Annotated in this window: 11 protein-coding genes; 2 read left to right on the forward strand and 9 right to left on the reverse strand. The window is 65.3% G+C overall.

Going from position 1 to position 16693, the window contains the following annotated elements:
* Positions 1 to 22 precede the first annotated feature (22 nt).
* Together MJ603_RS17225 and MJ603_RS17230 are read left to right on the forward strand one after the other, a co-directional pair.
* Complete coding sequence (locus MJ603_RS17225; RefSeq protein WP_243064991.1) at positions 23 to 373, forward strand: metalloregulator ArsR/SmtB family transcription factor; 351 nt, start codon at positions 23 to 25, stop codon at positions 371 to 373.
* Positions 374 to 1081 carry an MIP/aquaporin family protein gene (locus MJ603_RS17230; RefSeq protein WP_243064992.1) on the forward strand — a complete coding sequence of 236 codons (708 nt, stop codon included), beginning with the start codon at positions 374 to 376 and terminating at the stop codon, positions 1079 to 1081.
* Between the two features lie 29 nt (positions 1082 to 1110).
* Here MJ603_RS17230 and MJ603_RS17235 read toward each other — a convergent pair whose 3' ends face one another.
* From MJ603_RS17235 to MJ603_RS17275, 9 genes are all read right to left on the reverse strand, one after another.
* Positions 1111 to 1866 carry a Clp protease N-terminal domain-containing protein gene (locus MJ603_RS17235; RefSeq protein ID WP_243064993.1) on the reverse strand — a complete coding sequence of 252 codons (756 nt, stop codon included), beginning with the start codon at positions 1864 to 1866 and terminating at the stop codon, positions 1111 to 1113.
* 94 nt (positions 1867 to 1960) lie between these two features.
* Positions 1961 to 2842, reverse strand: a complete 882-nt coding sequence (locus tag MJ603_RS17240) for an alpha/beta fold hydrolase (protein WP_243064994.1) — start codon at positions 2840 to 2842, stop codon at positions 1961 to 1963.
* 239 nt (positions 2843 to 3081) lie between these two features.
* Positions 3082 to 4305 (reverse strand): CaiB/BaiF CoA-transferase family protein, encoded by a 1224-nt coding sequence (locus MJ603_RS17245; protein ID WP_243064995.1) that lies wholly within the window; start codon positions 4303 to 4305, stop codon positions 3082 to 3084.
* Positions 4289 to 7138 (reverse strand): glycosyl hydrolase, encoded by a 2850-nt coding sequence (locus tag MJ603_RS17250; RefSeq protein WP_243064996.1) that lies wholly within the window; start codon positions 7136 to 7138, stop codon positions 4289 to 4291. The genes MJ603_RS17245 and MJ603_RS17250 overlap by 17 nt, the downstream gene beginning before the upstream one ends.
* Complete coding sequence (locus MJ603_RS17255; RefSeq protein WP_243064997.1) at positions 7135 to 9900, reverse strand: hypothetical protein; 2766 nt, start codon at positions 9898 to 9900, stop codon at positions 7135 to 7137. The genes MJ603_RS17250 and MJ603_RS17255 overlap by 4 nt, the downstream gene beginning before the upstream one ends.
* Before the next feature lie 99 nt (positions 9901 to 9999).
* Positions 10000 to 11460: an ABC transporter substrate-binding protein gene (locus tag MJ603_RS17260; RefSeq protein ID WP_243064998.1), complete on the reverse strand. Its 1461-nt coding sequence runs from the start codon at positions 11458 to 11460 to the stop codon at positions 10000 to 10002.
* An 87-nt stretch (positions 11461 to 11547) separates the two neighbouring features.
* Complete coding sequence (locus MJ603_RS17265; protein ID WP_243064999.1) at positions 11548 to 12429, reverse strand: carbohydrate ABC transporter permease; 882 nt, start codon at positions 12427 to 12429, stop codon at positions 11548 to 11550.
* Entirely contained in the window at positions 12426 to 13394 is a 969-nt protein-coding gene (locus tag MJ603_RS17270) for a carbohydrate ABC transporter permease (RefSeq protein WP_243065000.1), read from the reverse strand. Before MJ603_RS17270 ends, MJ603_RS17265 begins: the two co-directional genes overlap by 4 nt.
* 115 nt (positions 13395 to 13509) lie before the next feature.
* Positions 13510 to 16683, reverse strand: a complete 3174-nt coding sequence (locus MJ603_RS17275; protein ID WP_243065001.1) for a family 78 glycoside hydrolase catalytic domain — start codon at positions 16681 to 16683, stop codon at positions 13510 to 13512.
* Positions 16684 to 16693: the final 10 nt, after the last annotated feature.

A 16693-nucleotide genomic window follows, 5' to 3' on the forward strand; every position in this document is an offset into this window, starting at 1 on the left:
ATGTTTGTGCGAGACTGTGGTCATGTCCGTCATTGAGTTGCTCCCGATCCGGGACCTGCAGGCGTGCTGCGCCCCGATCACGCGTGAGCCGATCGGCACCTCGAATGCGGAGTCACTCGCGAAGTCGTTGAAGGCGCTGGCCGACCCGGCGCGACTGCGGGTCGTGTCGATGGTGGCGGCGCATGCGGACGCCGAGGCGTGCGTGTGTGACCTGACCGATCCGCTCGGGCTCAGCCAGTCCACCGTCTCCCATCACCTCAAGGTGCTGGTGGATGCCGGCTATCTCACCAGTTCCAAGCGCGGCACGTGGCACTATTACCGACTCGTGCCCGGTGCGCTCGACGCTGTGTCAGCGCTGCTGGCGACGGTCTGAATGACGAGGCGGCATCCGTTCTGGCGTGCGTGTGCTGCCGAGCTTGTCGGCACGGGGATGCTCACCCTCGCCGTTGTGGGCTCCGGCATCGCGGCGGCGGACCTGTCGACGGATGACGGCATCAGGCTCGCGATCAATGCGGCGGCCACGGGGCTGGCTCTGTATGTGATCATCGTGGTGTTCGGGCCGGTCTCCGGAGCGCACCTCAACCCTGTGGTGAGTCTGGTCGACGTCGCTCTGGGGGGCAGGCCATGGAGGCACCTGGCCGGATACCTGCCTGCCCAGTTCGTGGGCGGGGTCGTCGGGGTGATACTGGCGAACACGATCTTCGGCCGTGCGCCGGTATCGATCAGCGGCGACGACCGGCTCAGCGGAGCGCACGTGGCCGCAGAGGTCGTGGCTACCGCCGGTCTCGTGCTCGTCATCTTCGCGTTGGCCCGTGGAGGTGGTCACCGTGCGACTCCGGTCGCCGTCGCGGCCTACATCGCCGGGGCATATTTCTTCACCTCGTCGACCAGCTTCGCGAACCCCGCCGTCACGCTCGGCCGCGTCTTCACCGACAGCTTTGCCGGGATCGCGCCGATGTCTGCCGTCGTGTTCGTGCCGGCGCAGCTCATCGGAGCCGCGCTGGGCGCCGTGATCGCCGTGTTGTTGTTCCCTCGGCCCTCGGCGTCACACTCGAACGCGGCGCCTGGCTACGTCGAGTGACCGCTGACCCGATCGCGTCACGAGCCCCGTCACTTCGCCGCCTGGATCTCCTCGAGTAGGCGCTCGACCACGGGCTGAAGCGTGTCGAGACCGAGTCCGACCGACGCGAGGGGCTCCGCCACCGGCCCTTCGGCCGCTGCCGACAGCACGAGGTGCTCGGTGCCGATGTAGTTGTGACCGTAGTGCAGCGCCACATCGAGCGAGCGGGCGATGAGCTGCCGCGACTCGAGGCTGAAGGCGACGGCGCGCACGGCCTCGGGAGACGCGTCGGATGCCTGGGCGACGGCATCCGCCGGCACGCCGAGCGCCGCGAACACGGTGGACGTCGGCACGCCGATCGCTGCGATCGCTCGCGCCGCGACGCCCTCCGGTTCGGCCAGAAGGCCGGCGACGAGGTGCCGGGGTTCGACGGGCGTCGGGGCGTCGGCCGGGGCATCCGTCGCCGAAGCGGATGCGATGCCTCGCGCTGCGAGCAGCGAGTTGCGGGCGCGCTGGGCGAAGCGGCCGAACAGGCGCTCACCACCCTCGGATGCCACGCCGCTGCGCGATACGAAGCGCTTCTGCACTGCCTGCTTGGAGACCCCCATGCTTTGGCCGATCTGGCTCCATGAGGCGCCGGAGCGCCTGGCCTGGTCGACGAAGTAGCCGATGAGGGCGTCCGCCTGATCGTCCATGCGATCGGAGACTCGAACGGCGTCGCTGAGATGCGAGAGGTCGTCGCCCTTGGGCTGAATCGTTCGCACGAAGGTGATGAGGGTGTCGAGGGAGACCGGGAATTGCTGCATGCGTCAACTGTAGGTTGACGATGACGGTGTGTCAACCATGCGTTGACGCGTGTGATTCGGATGGTGCGCAATCCAAGGGTCGGTTGCGGCCTGGTCAGTCGACGGCGGCAAGGAACGCGTTGATGGCATCGGCGAGGTCGCGCGGCTTCTGCTCCTGCACGTTGTGGCCTGACTCGAGCTCGACTATCTGCGCGCGAGGCACTCGGGTTCGGAACTCGTCGACGACCTCGGACGAGAGGAATCCGGCGGTGGCACGCACGAGGAGCACGGGGATCGTCGTGCCCTCGAGCCCTGGCCAGAGCGCGGTGATGTCGGGCTGCGGTCCGACGTCTCGCGGCGGTGCCGCCAGGTGGTGCTTGAACACGACCTTGCCGTCCTCGCGCACCCGCGTGTTCAGCACGACGCCGCGCTCCAGTTTGTGTCGATCGTTGCCGATGCCTGCTGCCAGGGCACTCTCGACGATCTGGTCGCGCGAGTCGAACACGAGCGGGCCGGCGAGAAAGTCGCGCACCTGCTTCGCGTCGCCTTCGCGGAGGCCAGGTGAGACGTCGACGAGCACGAGAGCGCGTACGAGCTGCGGAGAGGAGATCGCGAGTGCGACTCCCGTCAGCCCGCCGAGCGACTGCCCGACGATCACCTGCGGCGCGTCCTGCGCCACGTCGGAGATCACCGCGGCGACGGCCTCCGCGTTTGTGGCGGGTGAGTAGTCGAAATCGTCGCGCCAGTCGGAATCGCCATGGCCCGGCAGGTCGACGACGACGGCGGACCGGCCGAGGGCCAGGAGCGTGGTATCCCAGGTGTGGGCGTTGAGGCCCGCGCCGTGCACGAACGTGACATCGGGATCACTGCCCCAGACGAGCGAGTGCACCAGCCCGGAGGGCGTCGTCGTCGCGACCCTGCGCACGGGCAGGCGCACGGTGGCGCCGACCTCCTCGGCCTCTTCGTCGAGGTAGGCGAACTCATCGAACGCGGTCACGATGTTCCTTTCGGGCTGTCGGAGACGCGACGGCAGGAGTCGAACCTGCGCGGTGCGGAGAATGAGGCCGCACGCCCCGCCGACCGAGGTCGCCGCGATGACGACCCCAAGGCTAGGGGGATCGCGCTGGCAGGCGCCAGGTTCGTTACGGCGGCTTAACGAGCATTTCGCACGGTGACGGGCCCCACGCGACCGGCGACGTCAGGCTCATCACTGCGTATCGCGACTATTTCAGGGCATCAAGACGCGTCAGTGCCATCGAGCCACTTCAGGATCGGTGCTTCGTGCTCGTTCAAAGTGGGTGGAGCACCGTGGTGTCGACGGGTCGTTTCCACCTCGCCGTCATCGACGCTGTCGAAGAAGCGCAAGGGGGATCCGGGCAGCGTGATGGTGCCGAGAGTCGTGTGATCGACGTCGACCAGAAGTCCCTGGGAGGCGACTTGATCCCAGGCATAAACCTCATCGAGCCCGCGTACACGACCCGCCGGAATTCCGGCGTCGTCGAGGATGACCAGCAGTCGCGCGGCAGTGTGCTTGGCGAACTCGTGTTCGATGACGCGGATCAGTTCGCCCCGATGCGCAACCCGCTCGGCATTCGTCGATAGTCCGATGGCCGCAGCGTCGAGCCCGAAGAGGTCGCAGAACCGGCGCCACAGAGACTGGCTGCCGACACTGATCTGTACCGCGCCATCCCGGCAGTCGAAAAGGCCGTACGGAGCGATGGACGGATGATGGTTGCCCTGTGCGCGAGGTACTTCGCCCGCAACCGTGGCGCGGGTGCCCTGGAAGGCGTGCACTCCGACGAGAGCGGCAAGCAGAGACGTTCGCACGATCTCTCCGCGCCCGGTCGTCTGCCGACGATGCAGACTCGCGAGCACGCCGTAGGCACCGTAGATGCCGGCAAGGAGGTCGCCGATGGGCACCCCGACCCGTTGAGGGTCGTCCGGTTCCGACCCCGTCATCGACATCAGGCCGGACTCGCCTTGCAGAATCTGGTCATACCCGGCGCGACCTCCTTCCGGACCGTCATGGCCGAAACCCGTGATCGACAGGATGACGAGGCGCGGGTTGAGCTCGTGCAATCTCTCGGTCGAGAAGCCGAGCCGCGACATGACTCCAGTCCTGAAGTTCTCGACGAGCACGTCGGAGCGTGAGACGAGACGTTCGAGGGTGCGTCGCCCGTCTGCAGACTTGAGGTCGAGGCAGATCGATTCCTTGTTGCGGTTGCACGAGAGGAAGTAGGTCGCCTGCTGATCGCCGTCGGGGCCCACGAAGGGAGGACCCCAGCCACGGGTATCGTCACCGGTGCCCTCGGCTTCGACCTTGATGACGCGTGCACCGAGATCGCCGAGCATCATCGCTGCGTGCGGCCCGGCGAGCGCGCGGCTGAGATCGATGACGACGAGGCCGGCCAGCGGACCGGAAGCCGCGCCGGCACCCGTTGTTCTATCGTGCTGTGTCATCGTGTCCTCGCTCAGGGGCGGCATCGGGCTGCGAGTCGGTATCGGGCCCGGGGCCAGCAACGGACGTGACCACAATCCGCACGGGACCGATCAGACCCTGTGGCTGGGTGGAATCCGCCCCGATCAGTCCGGAGATTCCACTGGCGATCACGGCGTTGCGCAGTGCGGTTCGAACCTCGATCTCGATCTCGATTCGGTTTGTGAGACCCTCGCCGAGATCGATGACGGTGTCGTCGACGTACGCGGTGCCGACGACCCGGTCGCCGATCCGCACCACGGCGGATCCGGCAAGGCCGCCGAGATGGATGACCGTGGGCAGGCCGACGAGCTCTTCGGGGATGACTGCCCTGGCCGTGTAGCGTCCGGTCCCTGAGACGTGCCGCAGGGCATCCACGTCCCGCCAGTCCTGTGGACCGACACCGTCGAGCGCGATGGTCCGGGGGCCGGACGGCTCCTCGCTGGTCACCTCGATCCGCCATCCCTCGGGGGTGAGCTCGATCTCCGTGGTGGCGTTGTCGTCGCAGAGGGGCTCGGGTGCGACGGACAGATCGAGTTCGAATACTCGGACCCCCAGCCCCGGGATCTGCGTCGGAACGGCGGTGCGGCCTCGCTCTGCCCGGTGCGCGGCAGCGAGAACGCGTCCGCCGATCAGGTCGAGTTCGCGGACGCGTCCGACGCCCTCGAGCGACAGCGTCACGCAAGCGGGTTCCCGGAGGGTGTTGTACACGAGCACGTACCGGCATGATCCGGCCTCGCGCCATTGCGAGAGCAACGACGCCGCATCGACGGCGGCTCTGGGCACGAGTCCGAGATGCGTGAACGCATCCGCCGCCTCCGACATCGTGCTCACCTGCACTGTGGAAGGCTGTGCCAGCGTACGGGCCATCGCGGTCCGCACGTGCTCGTCCCGTGCACCGGCCCTGGTGCCGCCGCCGGCGAATCCGGAGTCCGCGGCCGGCGGCTCGCCGACGACAACAACGCGGGCCCCGCGCTCCGCCGCAGCGGCGATGGCCTCGGCGGCCTCGGGCGGAAGCGTCCGCTCATCGACGATGAGCCCACGGTAGGCCGGGCCGTCCGGGAAGAGGGTCCCGTCGTCACCGACGGTGGCCGCTTCGGCGAGCCCGATGGGGTCGACGAACTGCACGGTGAACCCCACGTTCTCGAGAGCCTCCGTGTCGGCGTGACGTGCGGGGGCTGTCGCATCCAGGCTCGTGTCGCGCACACCACGAGCGGCGATCGTCAGAAAGCCGTCGCGGTAGACGGCCACGTCCGTGCGCGGTATCCCTGTTTCGAGAACCACGGTGCCTCGCGCCCAGTAGTCCGTGAGGCCGGGCCAGTTCGCCCACTCCGGGAAGTGCGTCTCGTTCCAGCTGTCCGAGACGATGTGCTGCTCGAACCGGGTCTGTGTCGGCCAGGCCGATCCGGGCTCCTGCGAGGCCACCCCGTGCAGGAAGGGCTTGGTGATCCCCGCGGCCCACTCCTTCGCGAGCATCCGTTGCAGATCTCCGAGAGTGAAGGCGTATGCCGCCCGGAACTGTGCGCCGAGTTCCGTGCTGATGCGCACGGCACCGCCTTGATGCGCCCCGCCCACGACGGATCGCTGCCAGTCGAGCGCGAAGCGCCAGGTGGAGTTGGAACGGTCGATCGGCGTCCGGTCCCCGGAATTCAGGGATTCGCCCTCGGCCCGCCCGCCCGCCCGCACGAACTCGCGATTGCCGCGGATCGCCTCGAGGCTCTGCCCGTAGGCCAATTGCGATTTGTGCCGCATTCCGTGCCCGGCCGACCAGTTCTGCAACGGAAGTAGATGGTCGGAGATGTACAGGTCGGTGAGCAGGCGATAGTAATCGCGACGTACCCGAACACCGACACCGGTATCGAGCTCGAAGTCGGGCATCGGTTCCTCGTTCGGCACCCAGAAGCGGCACATCCCGTGCGCAAAGAGCAGAGGAAGGTACGGCGTCACGTCGTAGCCATGGCGTTCGCTGAAGCGTTCGAGCATCTCGGATGTCCAGAACAGCGAGTCGGCGTTCAGCTCCAGCGAGTCCTCGAAGAGCTCGGTGCCCACGCGGTGCACAAGTTCTCGGTTCTCCGCACCGATCTGATGCTCGTCGAGGTACTCGGTGGCGGCCAGCGCGGCGCTACGATCCAGAAAGCTCGTCACACCCTGCGTGCAGTCGCGCATCCAGAAGGCGAAGAGCGTCCAGTCGCCGTCGCGCCGTTCCCAGACGATCGTGGAGTCGACGACCTGTGACGTCAGGTCGATCAGCGAGTCTGTCTCCAGCACGGTCGACGCGTCGGGCGGTGTGACGACACCACGAGGGGGAGCGTACGGGTCGCCGAGCGGGACGACGGTTGGTGGGTCGTTGCGCTGCACGACCCGAGCAGCAGTCACGCGTATCAGCGTCGATGGGCGCTCGCCGTCGACATCGTCGAACGGCATAGGAACCCGCACCGGTCCCGATTCGCCGTCGGCGAGCCGCACCGATCCGTACTGCAATTCCCTGGTGCTGAACCCTGTGCCCGTTGTCGTGTTCGGTGTCTTCAGCGGCCACGATGCGCCCAGCGTCATGGCCACGCCGACCCCGATCCGCTCCGCCTCCCGCAGCACCGATCCGAGTGCGCTGCGCTGCCGATCATCTGCCCAGAACCCGCGGCTGAAGGCGATCTCCACCTCGCGGAAACCCGCATCGGCGATCGCACCCAGCTGCCGGACCAGCTCTTCGACCGGAACCGCGCTCTGCCACCACCACCTCGCGCCCGGCCGGTCGCCCGCCTCCGGCGTCGCGAATCGCGCCGGGTCGAGCGGCCGGGTCCGGGTGCGTGGAGCGCTCACTGGATGGCGACCAGATCGAGGAACGCCGTGTTGTAGCCGTCGTTGGTGCCCGTGAACTGGATCGTGTGCAGTCCGGCCGTCGTCGTGAAGCTCGGCGTCGTGAAGGTTTCGTACCCTCCGCCCGCGGGCGGGCTGAAGGCCGAGGTGTTGATCTTCACGCCGTCCACGGAGAAGTCGAGAGCCTCAGCGCCGCCGCTGTTGGTGCGTTGATCGACGGCGAAGGTCACGGTGTGGGTTCCCGACGAGAGATTCAGCGTCTGTTTCACCGAGCTCGTTCCTTCGATGAAGGCCGTCTGCTGCCCGTTCGCAGCGCCCTGCGTGCCGCTGAACGCACTGTGATTGCGTTGCACCCCACTGTTGCCGAGGAACTGCCACACGCCGGCCGGCCGATAGGTGTAGAAGTCGGCCGATGGGTCTTCGAAGCTGCCGTCGAGCACGCGGTTCACGAAGAGCGGCCCGGTGCCGGAGACGACGATACTGTCGATGTTCGTCTGCCCGGTGGTGTCGATCGGATCGACTCGCAGCCAGTTGACCTCACCGGCCCACAGCGGATTCGCCGACATGTCGATCGTGTATGTCGTGTACCCGCTGTTCGGCTTCACAGCGAATCCCACGGCCTTCGATTCGCTTGCCCCGGTCGAGGATGTGGTCGTGAAGTAGATCCGTCCCGTCGTGCTGCTTGTAGCATTGCTCATTCTCACGGTCACCGTCTTCGCAGACGTGGCGTCGAGGTGAAGCGGGCTCGTGGTCTGCATCCGCGGGTCGTTGCCGGTCGCCGTCAGATTGAGCGCGTTCGGATCCGTCCCGACTGCGGTGCTCGACGTCGCGTCGTAGACGGCCCAGCCTGCTTCGTGACCGCCATTGAAGGCCCAGTTGTATGCCCGGCCGACCCTGGTCGTGTACGAAACGCTCGGTGTCCAACTCGCCTGGTCGTAGGACGCGTTGCCGTGTCCGCCCGAATTCGTCTCGAAGCGGATGACGTCGCCGGCGTCCACCGAGACATTGTCGAGCACGTAACTCACGCCCGTGTACTCGTCTCCCGCGGCGATCGCCTGTGTGCCGGCGGCCGGCCAGATCTGTTTGCCGTTCTTGGTGATGCGGGCCAAGACGCCGTTGCCTCCCGCGGCGTTGTCCGACTTGAGGATGCGCCCGCGCAGGCTCACCGTTCCGGTGCTCGGCGCGGTCCACGCCCGAGCGACCCAGTGCTCGGCCGAATCGTCAGGGCTCTGGTCGAATTGACTGATCGCGGGCACTGACCTCGTGGGCGGGGTCCACTTCTTGCCGGCTGCGTCGTACACCAGATCGACGTACTTCTTGCCGTTCAGCGACTGGTACGACCATCCGTTCAGGCCTTGGGTTCCACTGAAGTCGGCGGCAGAGAAGAACACGTCGCCCGATCCGTTGGACAGCGTCTGGTTGTTCGTCGTCGAGAACCCGGCGAAACCGTTCCCCTGGTCGTAGAGGAAGTTCGTGTTGACGTTGATGTTGTCCTTGATCGCCCCGGTGATCGGAGAATCGGCGCCGACCTGGTTGAGCACCAGGATCGGACCGAACCCTTGAGCGACGCCGTTGTTGATCATGACGTTGGAGGACGATTCGTTGTTCGTCGAGTAGTCGCCTGGGCGGCCGCCGAGTCGCAGGAACGACATCGCAGAGCCGGCCGTGTTCTCGAAGAGAGAATCCTGGGCTCTGACGTTCTTGTTGAAGATCTCGAAGTCGAGTGCGTCCTCATCGTTCGATCCGGTGTTCAGCACATTGCCAAAGATCGAGTTGACGATCGAGACGTCTTCGAGGTGGCCCAGGATCACGGCCGTGGTTCCGCCGGCGTTGTGGCACGCCCCTTCATTGTTCAGTTGCGAATTCATGATCACCGCGTGCTTGACGGTGAAGAGGCGAAGCGCCTCGTCGCACTGCCAGTCGTCGTCGTGGCTGGCAAGGTGATCGATCACCACGTTCTGCACCATGTTCGCCCCGGCGCCGCCGCTGTCTCCGATATCGGACGTGACCTGTTCTCCTGGATCGAGCATGTCGATGCCGATGGTGTCGAGGTTGTGCTCGCCGCTGATGTCGTCCATCCGCACGCCCCGGATGAAGTAGTCGCTGGAGGAGAAGGTGGAGTGTTCGCCGGTGATCTGGATGCCGGAGGAGTTGCGCACGTTGTCGGCCAAGGCGCTGGCGAGTTCCGGCCCGGTGCCGTTGTCCGCGTAGTAGATGACGCCCTTGATGTCGTGCACGTAGATGTCGGTGAAGCTCAGCCCGTTGTGGCCGGTGGTGTCGTAGTAGGCGAGGATGCCGGAAGCCGCGTTGGAGACCTCGAGGTGGCTGAAGCTCCAGTAGTCCCCGTCGACGAGCTTGATGCCGCGATCATCCACCGAGCCGTTCCGGCTGATCTTCGGGTTGGAGCCGTTGCCGTATGCGCTGACGGAGATGCCGTGGGCGGACGTGCCGGTCCCCGACAGGTTCATCTGCTGGTTCCAGGTCGCGTCCCTGGCGAGCAGGATTCGATCGCCGGGCGCGAAGGCGCCGTGCGCGTTGATCGGGGTGAACGTGCACCACGGCTGTGCCTCCGTGGCCGACCCCGTGTCGCTGCAGTCCGAGCCCGCCTGATTATTCACGTAGAACGTCGCGCCGACGGCCTGGTTGCTCGGGTGGGACGCGGTGTTGCTCGCCGTGTTGCTCGCCCACGCCGGCTGACCGACTCCGGTCAACGCAAGGGCGGATAACGCTGCCGCCGTGAGAGCAGCGATCATTCTTCTCTTCATGACATCCTCTTCTTCGTTGAAGCCGGTACCGCACAAGGGCGGGCCCCGTCAGCTCGACGGCGGCCCGCCCTGGTACGCAAAGCGCGGGTCAGTCGGTCCCTACTTCTTTGTCGCCCAGTCTTCGGTCCACCCGCCCTTCACTGCCTGCTCCTTGCTCCACGCGATCCCATCGGCCTGCAGGGTCTTCAGCGTGTCTTCCAGCGAGGACGTACCGAGCAGATATCCCTCGTACTTGTTCTGTGCGGCGATCGCCGCCGGCACCTGGAAGAGTCCGCCCTGGCCGAGGACAGGAACGGTGGCCCACGCCCCCGTGTTCATCGCTTCCAACCCGGGAGGAGCCGTCAGGCCGGACACGGCAGGGATGCCACCGGTCGAGTCGAGCCATGTCTGGATCTTGGGACTCGAGACGTACTGCAGGAATTTGATCGCCGCAGCTCGCTGCGCACCCTTGATGTATGCGGGGATCATGTAAGACGTACCGCCGGCGGTGACACCGAACTGAGCCGGCTTGCCGCTGGCGAGGCTCGAGTCGCTCGTGGAGAGCTCCGGGAACGGCACGGTGCCGTACTTGAACGTCGCGTCGGCGAGACCGGTGGCGGCGAAGTTCGTGCCCCACGCCATCGCGGCCTTGCCGCCTGTGAAGTCCGTTCCGCCGGTGAAGGCGCCCTGTGATGTGATGCCCGACCAGTTCGGAGTTGCGCAGGCGTCGTAGAACTTCTTCAGCGTCTTCAGGATCTCTGCCGACCCCGGGTCGGTCGTGACGTTGAGCTCCCCCGTGAGGTAGGCGTGGGCGATGCTCTTCTGGGTCACGACATCGGCCGTGCCCGCCTTGCCAGCGGTGTCGAACTGATTGATCTTCTCTGCGGTGGAGTTCAGCAGCATCGAGTTCAGCGCGACGACGGCCCAGCCGGCCGGCAGGTTGCCGTTGTCGGTAGCGAGCGGCGCATAGCCGGCCTTCTTGATGGCACTGCATGCCGTGAGGAATCCATCGAACGTCTTCAGCTGGGATGCCTTCACCCCGGCCTTGGAAAGGAGACCCTTGTTGTAATAGATACCGACCGCAACCAGGTTGAACGGAATCGAATCGTAGTGACCTGCCGGGTTCATCAGCTGGTCAGAGCCCTTGAAGTACTGCGGGATGAAGTCGTCGATCCACGGCTTTCCGGAAGAGGAGAACGGGTTCTTCTTCTTCAGCGCGCTGTCGAGCGAGACGACCTGATCAGGCGTGTGTTGCGTCTGGTTGAAGATCAGCTCGGGGGCCGTACCCGCCGTCAACTGTGCGGCGGAGGTCTGCGCCCACGAGGTGAGCGGCAGCACGTTGGTCTTCAGCGTGATGTCGGGATTGTCCTTTTCGAAACTGGCGACCAGCTTTTCCCACGCCGGGCCGAATGTGTTCGCGTCGCTGGTGAACTGGTTGGGCCCGGAGAGGGTGATGGTCACCTTGTCCGAGTTTCCTGCCGACGGCGAGCATCCGGCCAGTGCGGCCGCCGTGCCCAATGCGGCGATGGATGCGATTGTCGCAAGCCGAACGCGCTTCAGTCGCAACTTCTTCGTTGTCACTCGCATGTTTCTCATTTCTTGGTTGGCTGTGGTAAATCGTTTCATTCGAAGACCGAAGACGACGCCGTCGTCCGACGCCGATTCGGATCAGTGTGCTCCGGGCACGCCGCCTTGCACTCCCGCGAGGAAGTACTTCGACAGAAAGGTGAACAGAAGCACGAGGGGCAGGCTCGCGAGCAAATAGCCGGCCATGAGCGGACCGTAGTCCGTCACGTTCTGACCTTGGAAGAACTGAAGACCGACGGACACGGTCCGCAGGTTGTTGTCCGAGATGACGAGAAGCGGCCAGAAGAAGTCATTCCAGACCTCGCTGACGGTGATCAGGGCGATGGTGCCGAGCACGGGCAGCGAGAGGGGCAGCATCACCGAGCGATACATCCGAGCGCCGTTGGCCCCATCGATGCGCGCCGCGTCGAAGATGGACTGCGGTATGCCCTCGACGAAGTTGCGGATGAGAATGGTGCCGAGCACGACACCGCCGGCTGTGTAGGGAATGACCAGAACGATGTATGTGTTGAGCAGGCCCAGGTCTTTCATGATGATGAAGAGCGGGATGAGGTTGGCGAGCCCGGGCACCATCATGAGCACGAGCACGGCGCCGTAGATGAAGCCTCTGCCCAAGAATCGGTAGCGTGCGAGCACGAAGCCGGAGACCGATGCGATCGCCAGGATGAGCACGATGGACAGCACCGCGACGAGGGCAGTGTTGAACAGATACGGCGCGATCTGGTTCCAGGCGACCGCGTAGTTCTCGAAGTGCAGAGGAAAGGAGATCTGCCAGAAGCTGTCGGCGAACTGTTGGTTCGTCTTGAACGAGGTGATGATCATGAACAGGTACGGCGCCAGCGAGACGGCGGCCAGAACGATCAGGACCGTCTTCAGGCGGATCTGGCGAGAGGTTCGCGATCGTCCATCGGGCTGAGTCACGGATCGGGTCGCGGTCGCCTTGCGGGCTTGGATCGTAGTCACATTGCACCCCCGTCGGTCGTTTCCGAACCGCGTTTGCGTGCCGTCACGACGACGGCGCTGATGATGATGGTGATGAGGAACAGCGTCGTCGACAGCGCGGCGGAGTACCCCCAGTCGCCGCCGGAGAAGGCGACGTTGATCATCCGAAGAATGGGGACCATCGTCGCGTTGTCCGGGCCGCCCTGCGTCAGCACATACGCGACGAATCCGTATTGAAGCGTTCCGACGACGGCGAGGAACAGCAGAATGCGAACCTGGCTGGCCATGAGCGGCAGATCGATCTGCCAGAAGCGGGCGAAGCGCCCGACGCCATCGAGCTGAGCGGCCTCGAGCACTTCGGTCGGGATGTTCTGCAGGCTGGAGTAGAAGATCAGGAAGGGCAGTCCGGCGATGAAAGGGAAGCCGACGAAGAGCAGGGAGAGCAGTGCGGTGCTGTTCTGTCCTGTCCAATTCTGCGCCAGCGCACCGAGACCCAAGGCCTTGAGCGTCTGGTTGATCACGCCGTCGTTCGGGCTGTAGAAGAAGCCCCAGACCAGGGCGGTGACCACGCCGGGGAAGGCCATCGGGATGATGAGCAGGGTGCGCATGACGTACTGCCAGCGGGCGCTCCTGAGTGAGATCAGCAGTTCGGCAGCGAGCAGCGGAAGAATCCAAGAGACCACGGCGAACACGAAGATGAAACCCAGGTTACGGAACGACGCCCACCAGATCTGGTCGCTGAACATCGTGACGTAGTTGCCGAACCCGAGAAACGTCGAGGTTCCGGCCGGCTGCCAGTTGAAGAATGACCAGTAGATGGCGGAGACGGCCGGGTAATAGGCGAAATAGCCGATGACGATGGCCAGAGGAAGCAACGCGAGATAGATCCACCACCGCACGACGCGCTTACGCGGAGTCCGTCCGGACTTGCGAGGGTTGATCGTCGCCGAGGGCGCTCGTGACGGGGCATCCACAGTGACCGCCATGGTCAGCACCTCGCCATCGAGTTCGAACGCGGATAAAACGTTTCACCATCGTGCATCAATGCCGTCGGGGTTGTCAAGTGTTCTTCTCCATATATCGATTCATTGTGTCGCCACGTCACCACGTGCGTCGCAGGGTGCTGAACCCGACCTCGCCAAGGTGGAATCCTGCCGGGAGCCCGTTCTCGCGGGGATAAACGGCTAGCGCGTTCTCGGCAGCATCGTCCCCGTACGTCAAACCGACTTCGATCGCGACCACATCGAGGTGGTCGGCAAGGCCGACTGTGTCCACCGCGACACGATTCCAGCCGGCGGGCCAGGCCGTCGACGTGCTTCGCCGTGTCTCACCATTGCTCAGGTGCAGAACGAGGAGTGGCATGGCGTCTCTCTCTGGGCCAGCCAGACATTGGTCGATCAGGGCATAGACGAAGCTGATCCCGGAGAGCGCAAGCGGGGTGCGCAATCTGGCGATGACGGTCGGTGCCGTTTCCCCCGGTTCATTGACGTCGGCGACGATCCTGAGCACGGGATGGTCGGGCTGTTCGTGTGGTATCGGCATGCACACGAGCCCTTCGACCACCCGCACGTCGGGATGTGCCCGACCTGGCGAGAGATCCGACTCGGCGAGGAGATTGCGAGATCCGGCCACATCGGCTGCGACCGGAGTCACGGACTCCATCGAAGCGGATGCGGGCGGCGAGCCCACTGATCGTCCTTCGGGCTCGTCGATGTCGAGCACATGCTTGCCAGGTGACAAGAAGACGTCAGAGAGATCCGCAGTCGCCAGAACGCCCTCGGTGCCGGGGGGCACGGTGATCTCGATGTGGACCGACCCCCCGAGTCGTGTGTACGCGATCGCGATCTCGCCACGCACGGTCTCGGTGCGGAGCTCGAGCCGCCTCACACCCTCGATCAATTGAGGCGCCACCCGAAACCGGGTGTACCCCGGCGCGGTCGGTCGCAGCCCGGCCAGACCCTCCCATGCCCATGCGGCGAACGGACCGCCGAGCCCGACGTGATTGAGCGATCCCGTGCCGGTATTGGCCGGATCGATCCACCAGCACTCCCAGAAAGTTCCTGGACCCGAGTTGAGCATCGCACCGACTCCGGGTTCTTCTGGCTGCAGCAGGATGTCGTACACCACCTGGGACCTGTTCAGCCTGGTCAGCGCTCTGACAACACTTCTGGTCGTGGCGAAGCCGCTGGACACCCGGTTGCCCCGCTGTCGAATGAGGCCGACGAGACGGTCGCCGGCTTCGACGGCTTCCTGGCCGTTCAGAATCCCGGCCTCGACCGCGATCGCGTACGACCCTTGCGAGCCGTTGCCGAACGTTCCAGTCGTCGGGTCGAAAAAGGCGCGGCGAGCGGATGCCCGGAGGCTGTCGGCGCTCAGTCTGCGACGGGCGGCGGCATCCGGATCTCCGATGGCATCCTCGAGTTCTGCCAGCGCCAGCAGGCAGTCGATCACGGCGCCCGTGTGATGAATGGGCGGAGGCGTCTGCTCGAGCGCCAGCCAGTCGTGCCCGTAGCTGATCGGCGACAGGGAGACGACGCCGTCCGCATCTATGCAGCCCAACTGGAAGTCGGCCCACCTCCGCAGCGCAGGAAGCGCGCGCTTCACGACGCGCTCGTCGCCGTAGTGCAGCAGGTGCCCGAGAAGCATCCGGTGCAGAGCCGAGCCCCAGACCGGGTCGGATGGCATGCGCGATGCGTGCAAGTCTGGCGAAACCGCAGGCAACTGGCCGTCGGCCTGCTGGCTCGTCTCGAGATCTGCGATCCACTTGTCGAGGAACGCCGCGCTGTCGAAAGCCGCGAGCTCGTACTCGGCTACCGAAGCGGTGTCTCCCGTCCAAGCCGCCTGCTCCCGGGTTGGACAATCCTCCGGCACGCCGTGCACGTTGTTCAGAAGAGTTCGAGAGGCCGTGACCAGAAGCCGGTCGATCGTTCGGCTGTCGGTCGTCACTGAGCCCGACGGCGTCAGATCCGTATGCATCGAGTGGGCAGAGACGGTGACGAGCGAGTTTTCCGGCAGCCCTCTGATCTCCAGATAGCGGAAACCGAAGTAGGCGAACCACGGCTCGTGGGTTTCTCCCGCGACGCCGCCCGACACGTACTCCACCAGTTGGCGGTCGCGGCCATGGTCGTACGGCATCGTGAGGTTCGTGGTGTCGATGTGGCCGTCCTCGCCGATGTGCTCACCGTGCAGCACCTGGATGACGGTGCCTTCCGGCACGCCCTCCCTCAGCACGAGTCTCGATCGACCCGCGATATTCGCACCGATGTCGAAGCGACGAGAACCCTCTGAGCGCCCGATCTCCTGCGGAACGAAGGCTTTGATCGTGCGTAGCGCCGGCGTCGGATCCGCGGACACGTCAGTGGGTGGCGTCGCTGCAGTCGTTGGCAGCGCCATCGGCTCCACGATGATCGGGGCGTGCGGTGGTGCCGCTTCGTCGACGGGTGCGCGCGCGTCATGACGCTCGAGATAGAAGGGTTCATCGACCGCGATCTCGGACATCGTCACCTCGGAGTCGACTCCCGGGGCGATCCAGGTCACCGAGCCGTCCTCGTGTCGGATCACCAGCTCCGCGAGGAGCCGGGGCGGTTGCGCAGTACGTGCCCACTCTCCGAGTCCCATGACGAAACCGAGCGTGTTCTCACCCGTGTCGAGCAGGTCGGTGACGTCGTAGCTCCGGTACAGCGCTCGGACGAAGTCGGTCCTCGTCGGATCGATCCGGTCGGAATTGACTGCTGCCTCATTGACGAATGCCCGAGCGAGTCCCTGGGCCGTGAAGTGCAGTCGTGCTTCAACGACAGGGCGGGAGAGGTGGAACCGCGTGACGACACGGGAGCGATGGGCGATCGACAGCCATCGTGCTTGCCAGTCGGCGTAGACGAGGGGCCCCGTCTCAAGACTCGAATCAGCCCATGGCGACCATCGCCCGTCGTGAGCGGCCACCCGCACACGCCACTCGTATCGTGAGTGAGCAGACAGTTCACGAGCGATTGCAATCTCGGTGTCGGCCGAGGTTACCGTTCCCGACCGCCACACGATCTGCCCTGAGGAGTCCCGCACTTCGACCTCGAAGGCGGATGTGCCCGGCAGTGATTGCTCCTGGGGAATCTTCCAGCCGAGGACCGGCATCGCGGATGCCATGGTCGTCACGAGGCGCTCGCGAGCGGGCCGCAACGCCGATCGACCGTCTGCGACCAGCCCGAGAGGGGCGCCGATCGGGCGGCTCTCGGCCGACGAGGTCTTGCGGTCGAGGCAGTCGCTCGCGCTCGGCAGAATCATTCCGGTGCTT

The sequence above is a fragment of the Humibacter sp. RRB41 genome, assembly GCF_022761015.1.
Taxonomy (GTDB): Bacteria; Actinomycetota; Actinomycetes; order Actinomycetales; family Microbacteriaceae; genus Humibacter.

Coding starts and splice junctions, on each gene's coding strand:
- MJ603_RS17275 (WP_243065001.1), bottom strand. CDS start 16,683: ATGATTCTGCCGAGCGCGAGCGACTGCCTCGACCGCAAGACCTCGTCG.
- MJ603_RS17245 (WP_243064995.1), bottom strand. CDS start 4,305: ATGACACAGCACGATAGAACAACGGGTGCCGGCGCGGCTTCCGGTCCG.
- MJ603_RS17225 (WP_243064991.1), top strand. CDS start 23: ATGTCCGTCATTGAGTTGCTCCCGATCCGGGACCTGCAGGCGTGCTGC.
- MJ603_RS17270 (WP_243065000.1), bottom strand. CDS start 13,394: ATGGCGGTCACTGTGGATGCCCCGTCACGAGCGCCCTCGGCGACGATC.
- MJ603_RS17230 (WP_243064992.1), top strand. CDS start 374: ATGACGAGGCGGCATCCGTTCTGGCGTGCGTGTGCTGCCGAGCTTGTC.
- MJ603_RS17235 (WP_243064993.1), bottom strand. CDS start 1,866: ATGCAGCAATTCCCGGTCTCCCTCGACACCCTCATCACCTTCGTGCGA.
- MJ603_RS17255 (WP_243064997.1), bottom strand. CDS start 9,900: ATGAAGAGAAGAATGATCGCTGCTCTCACGGCGGCAGCGTTATCCGCC.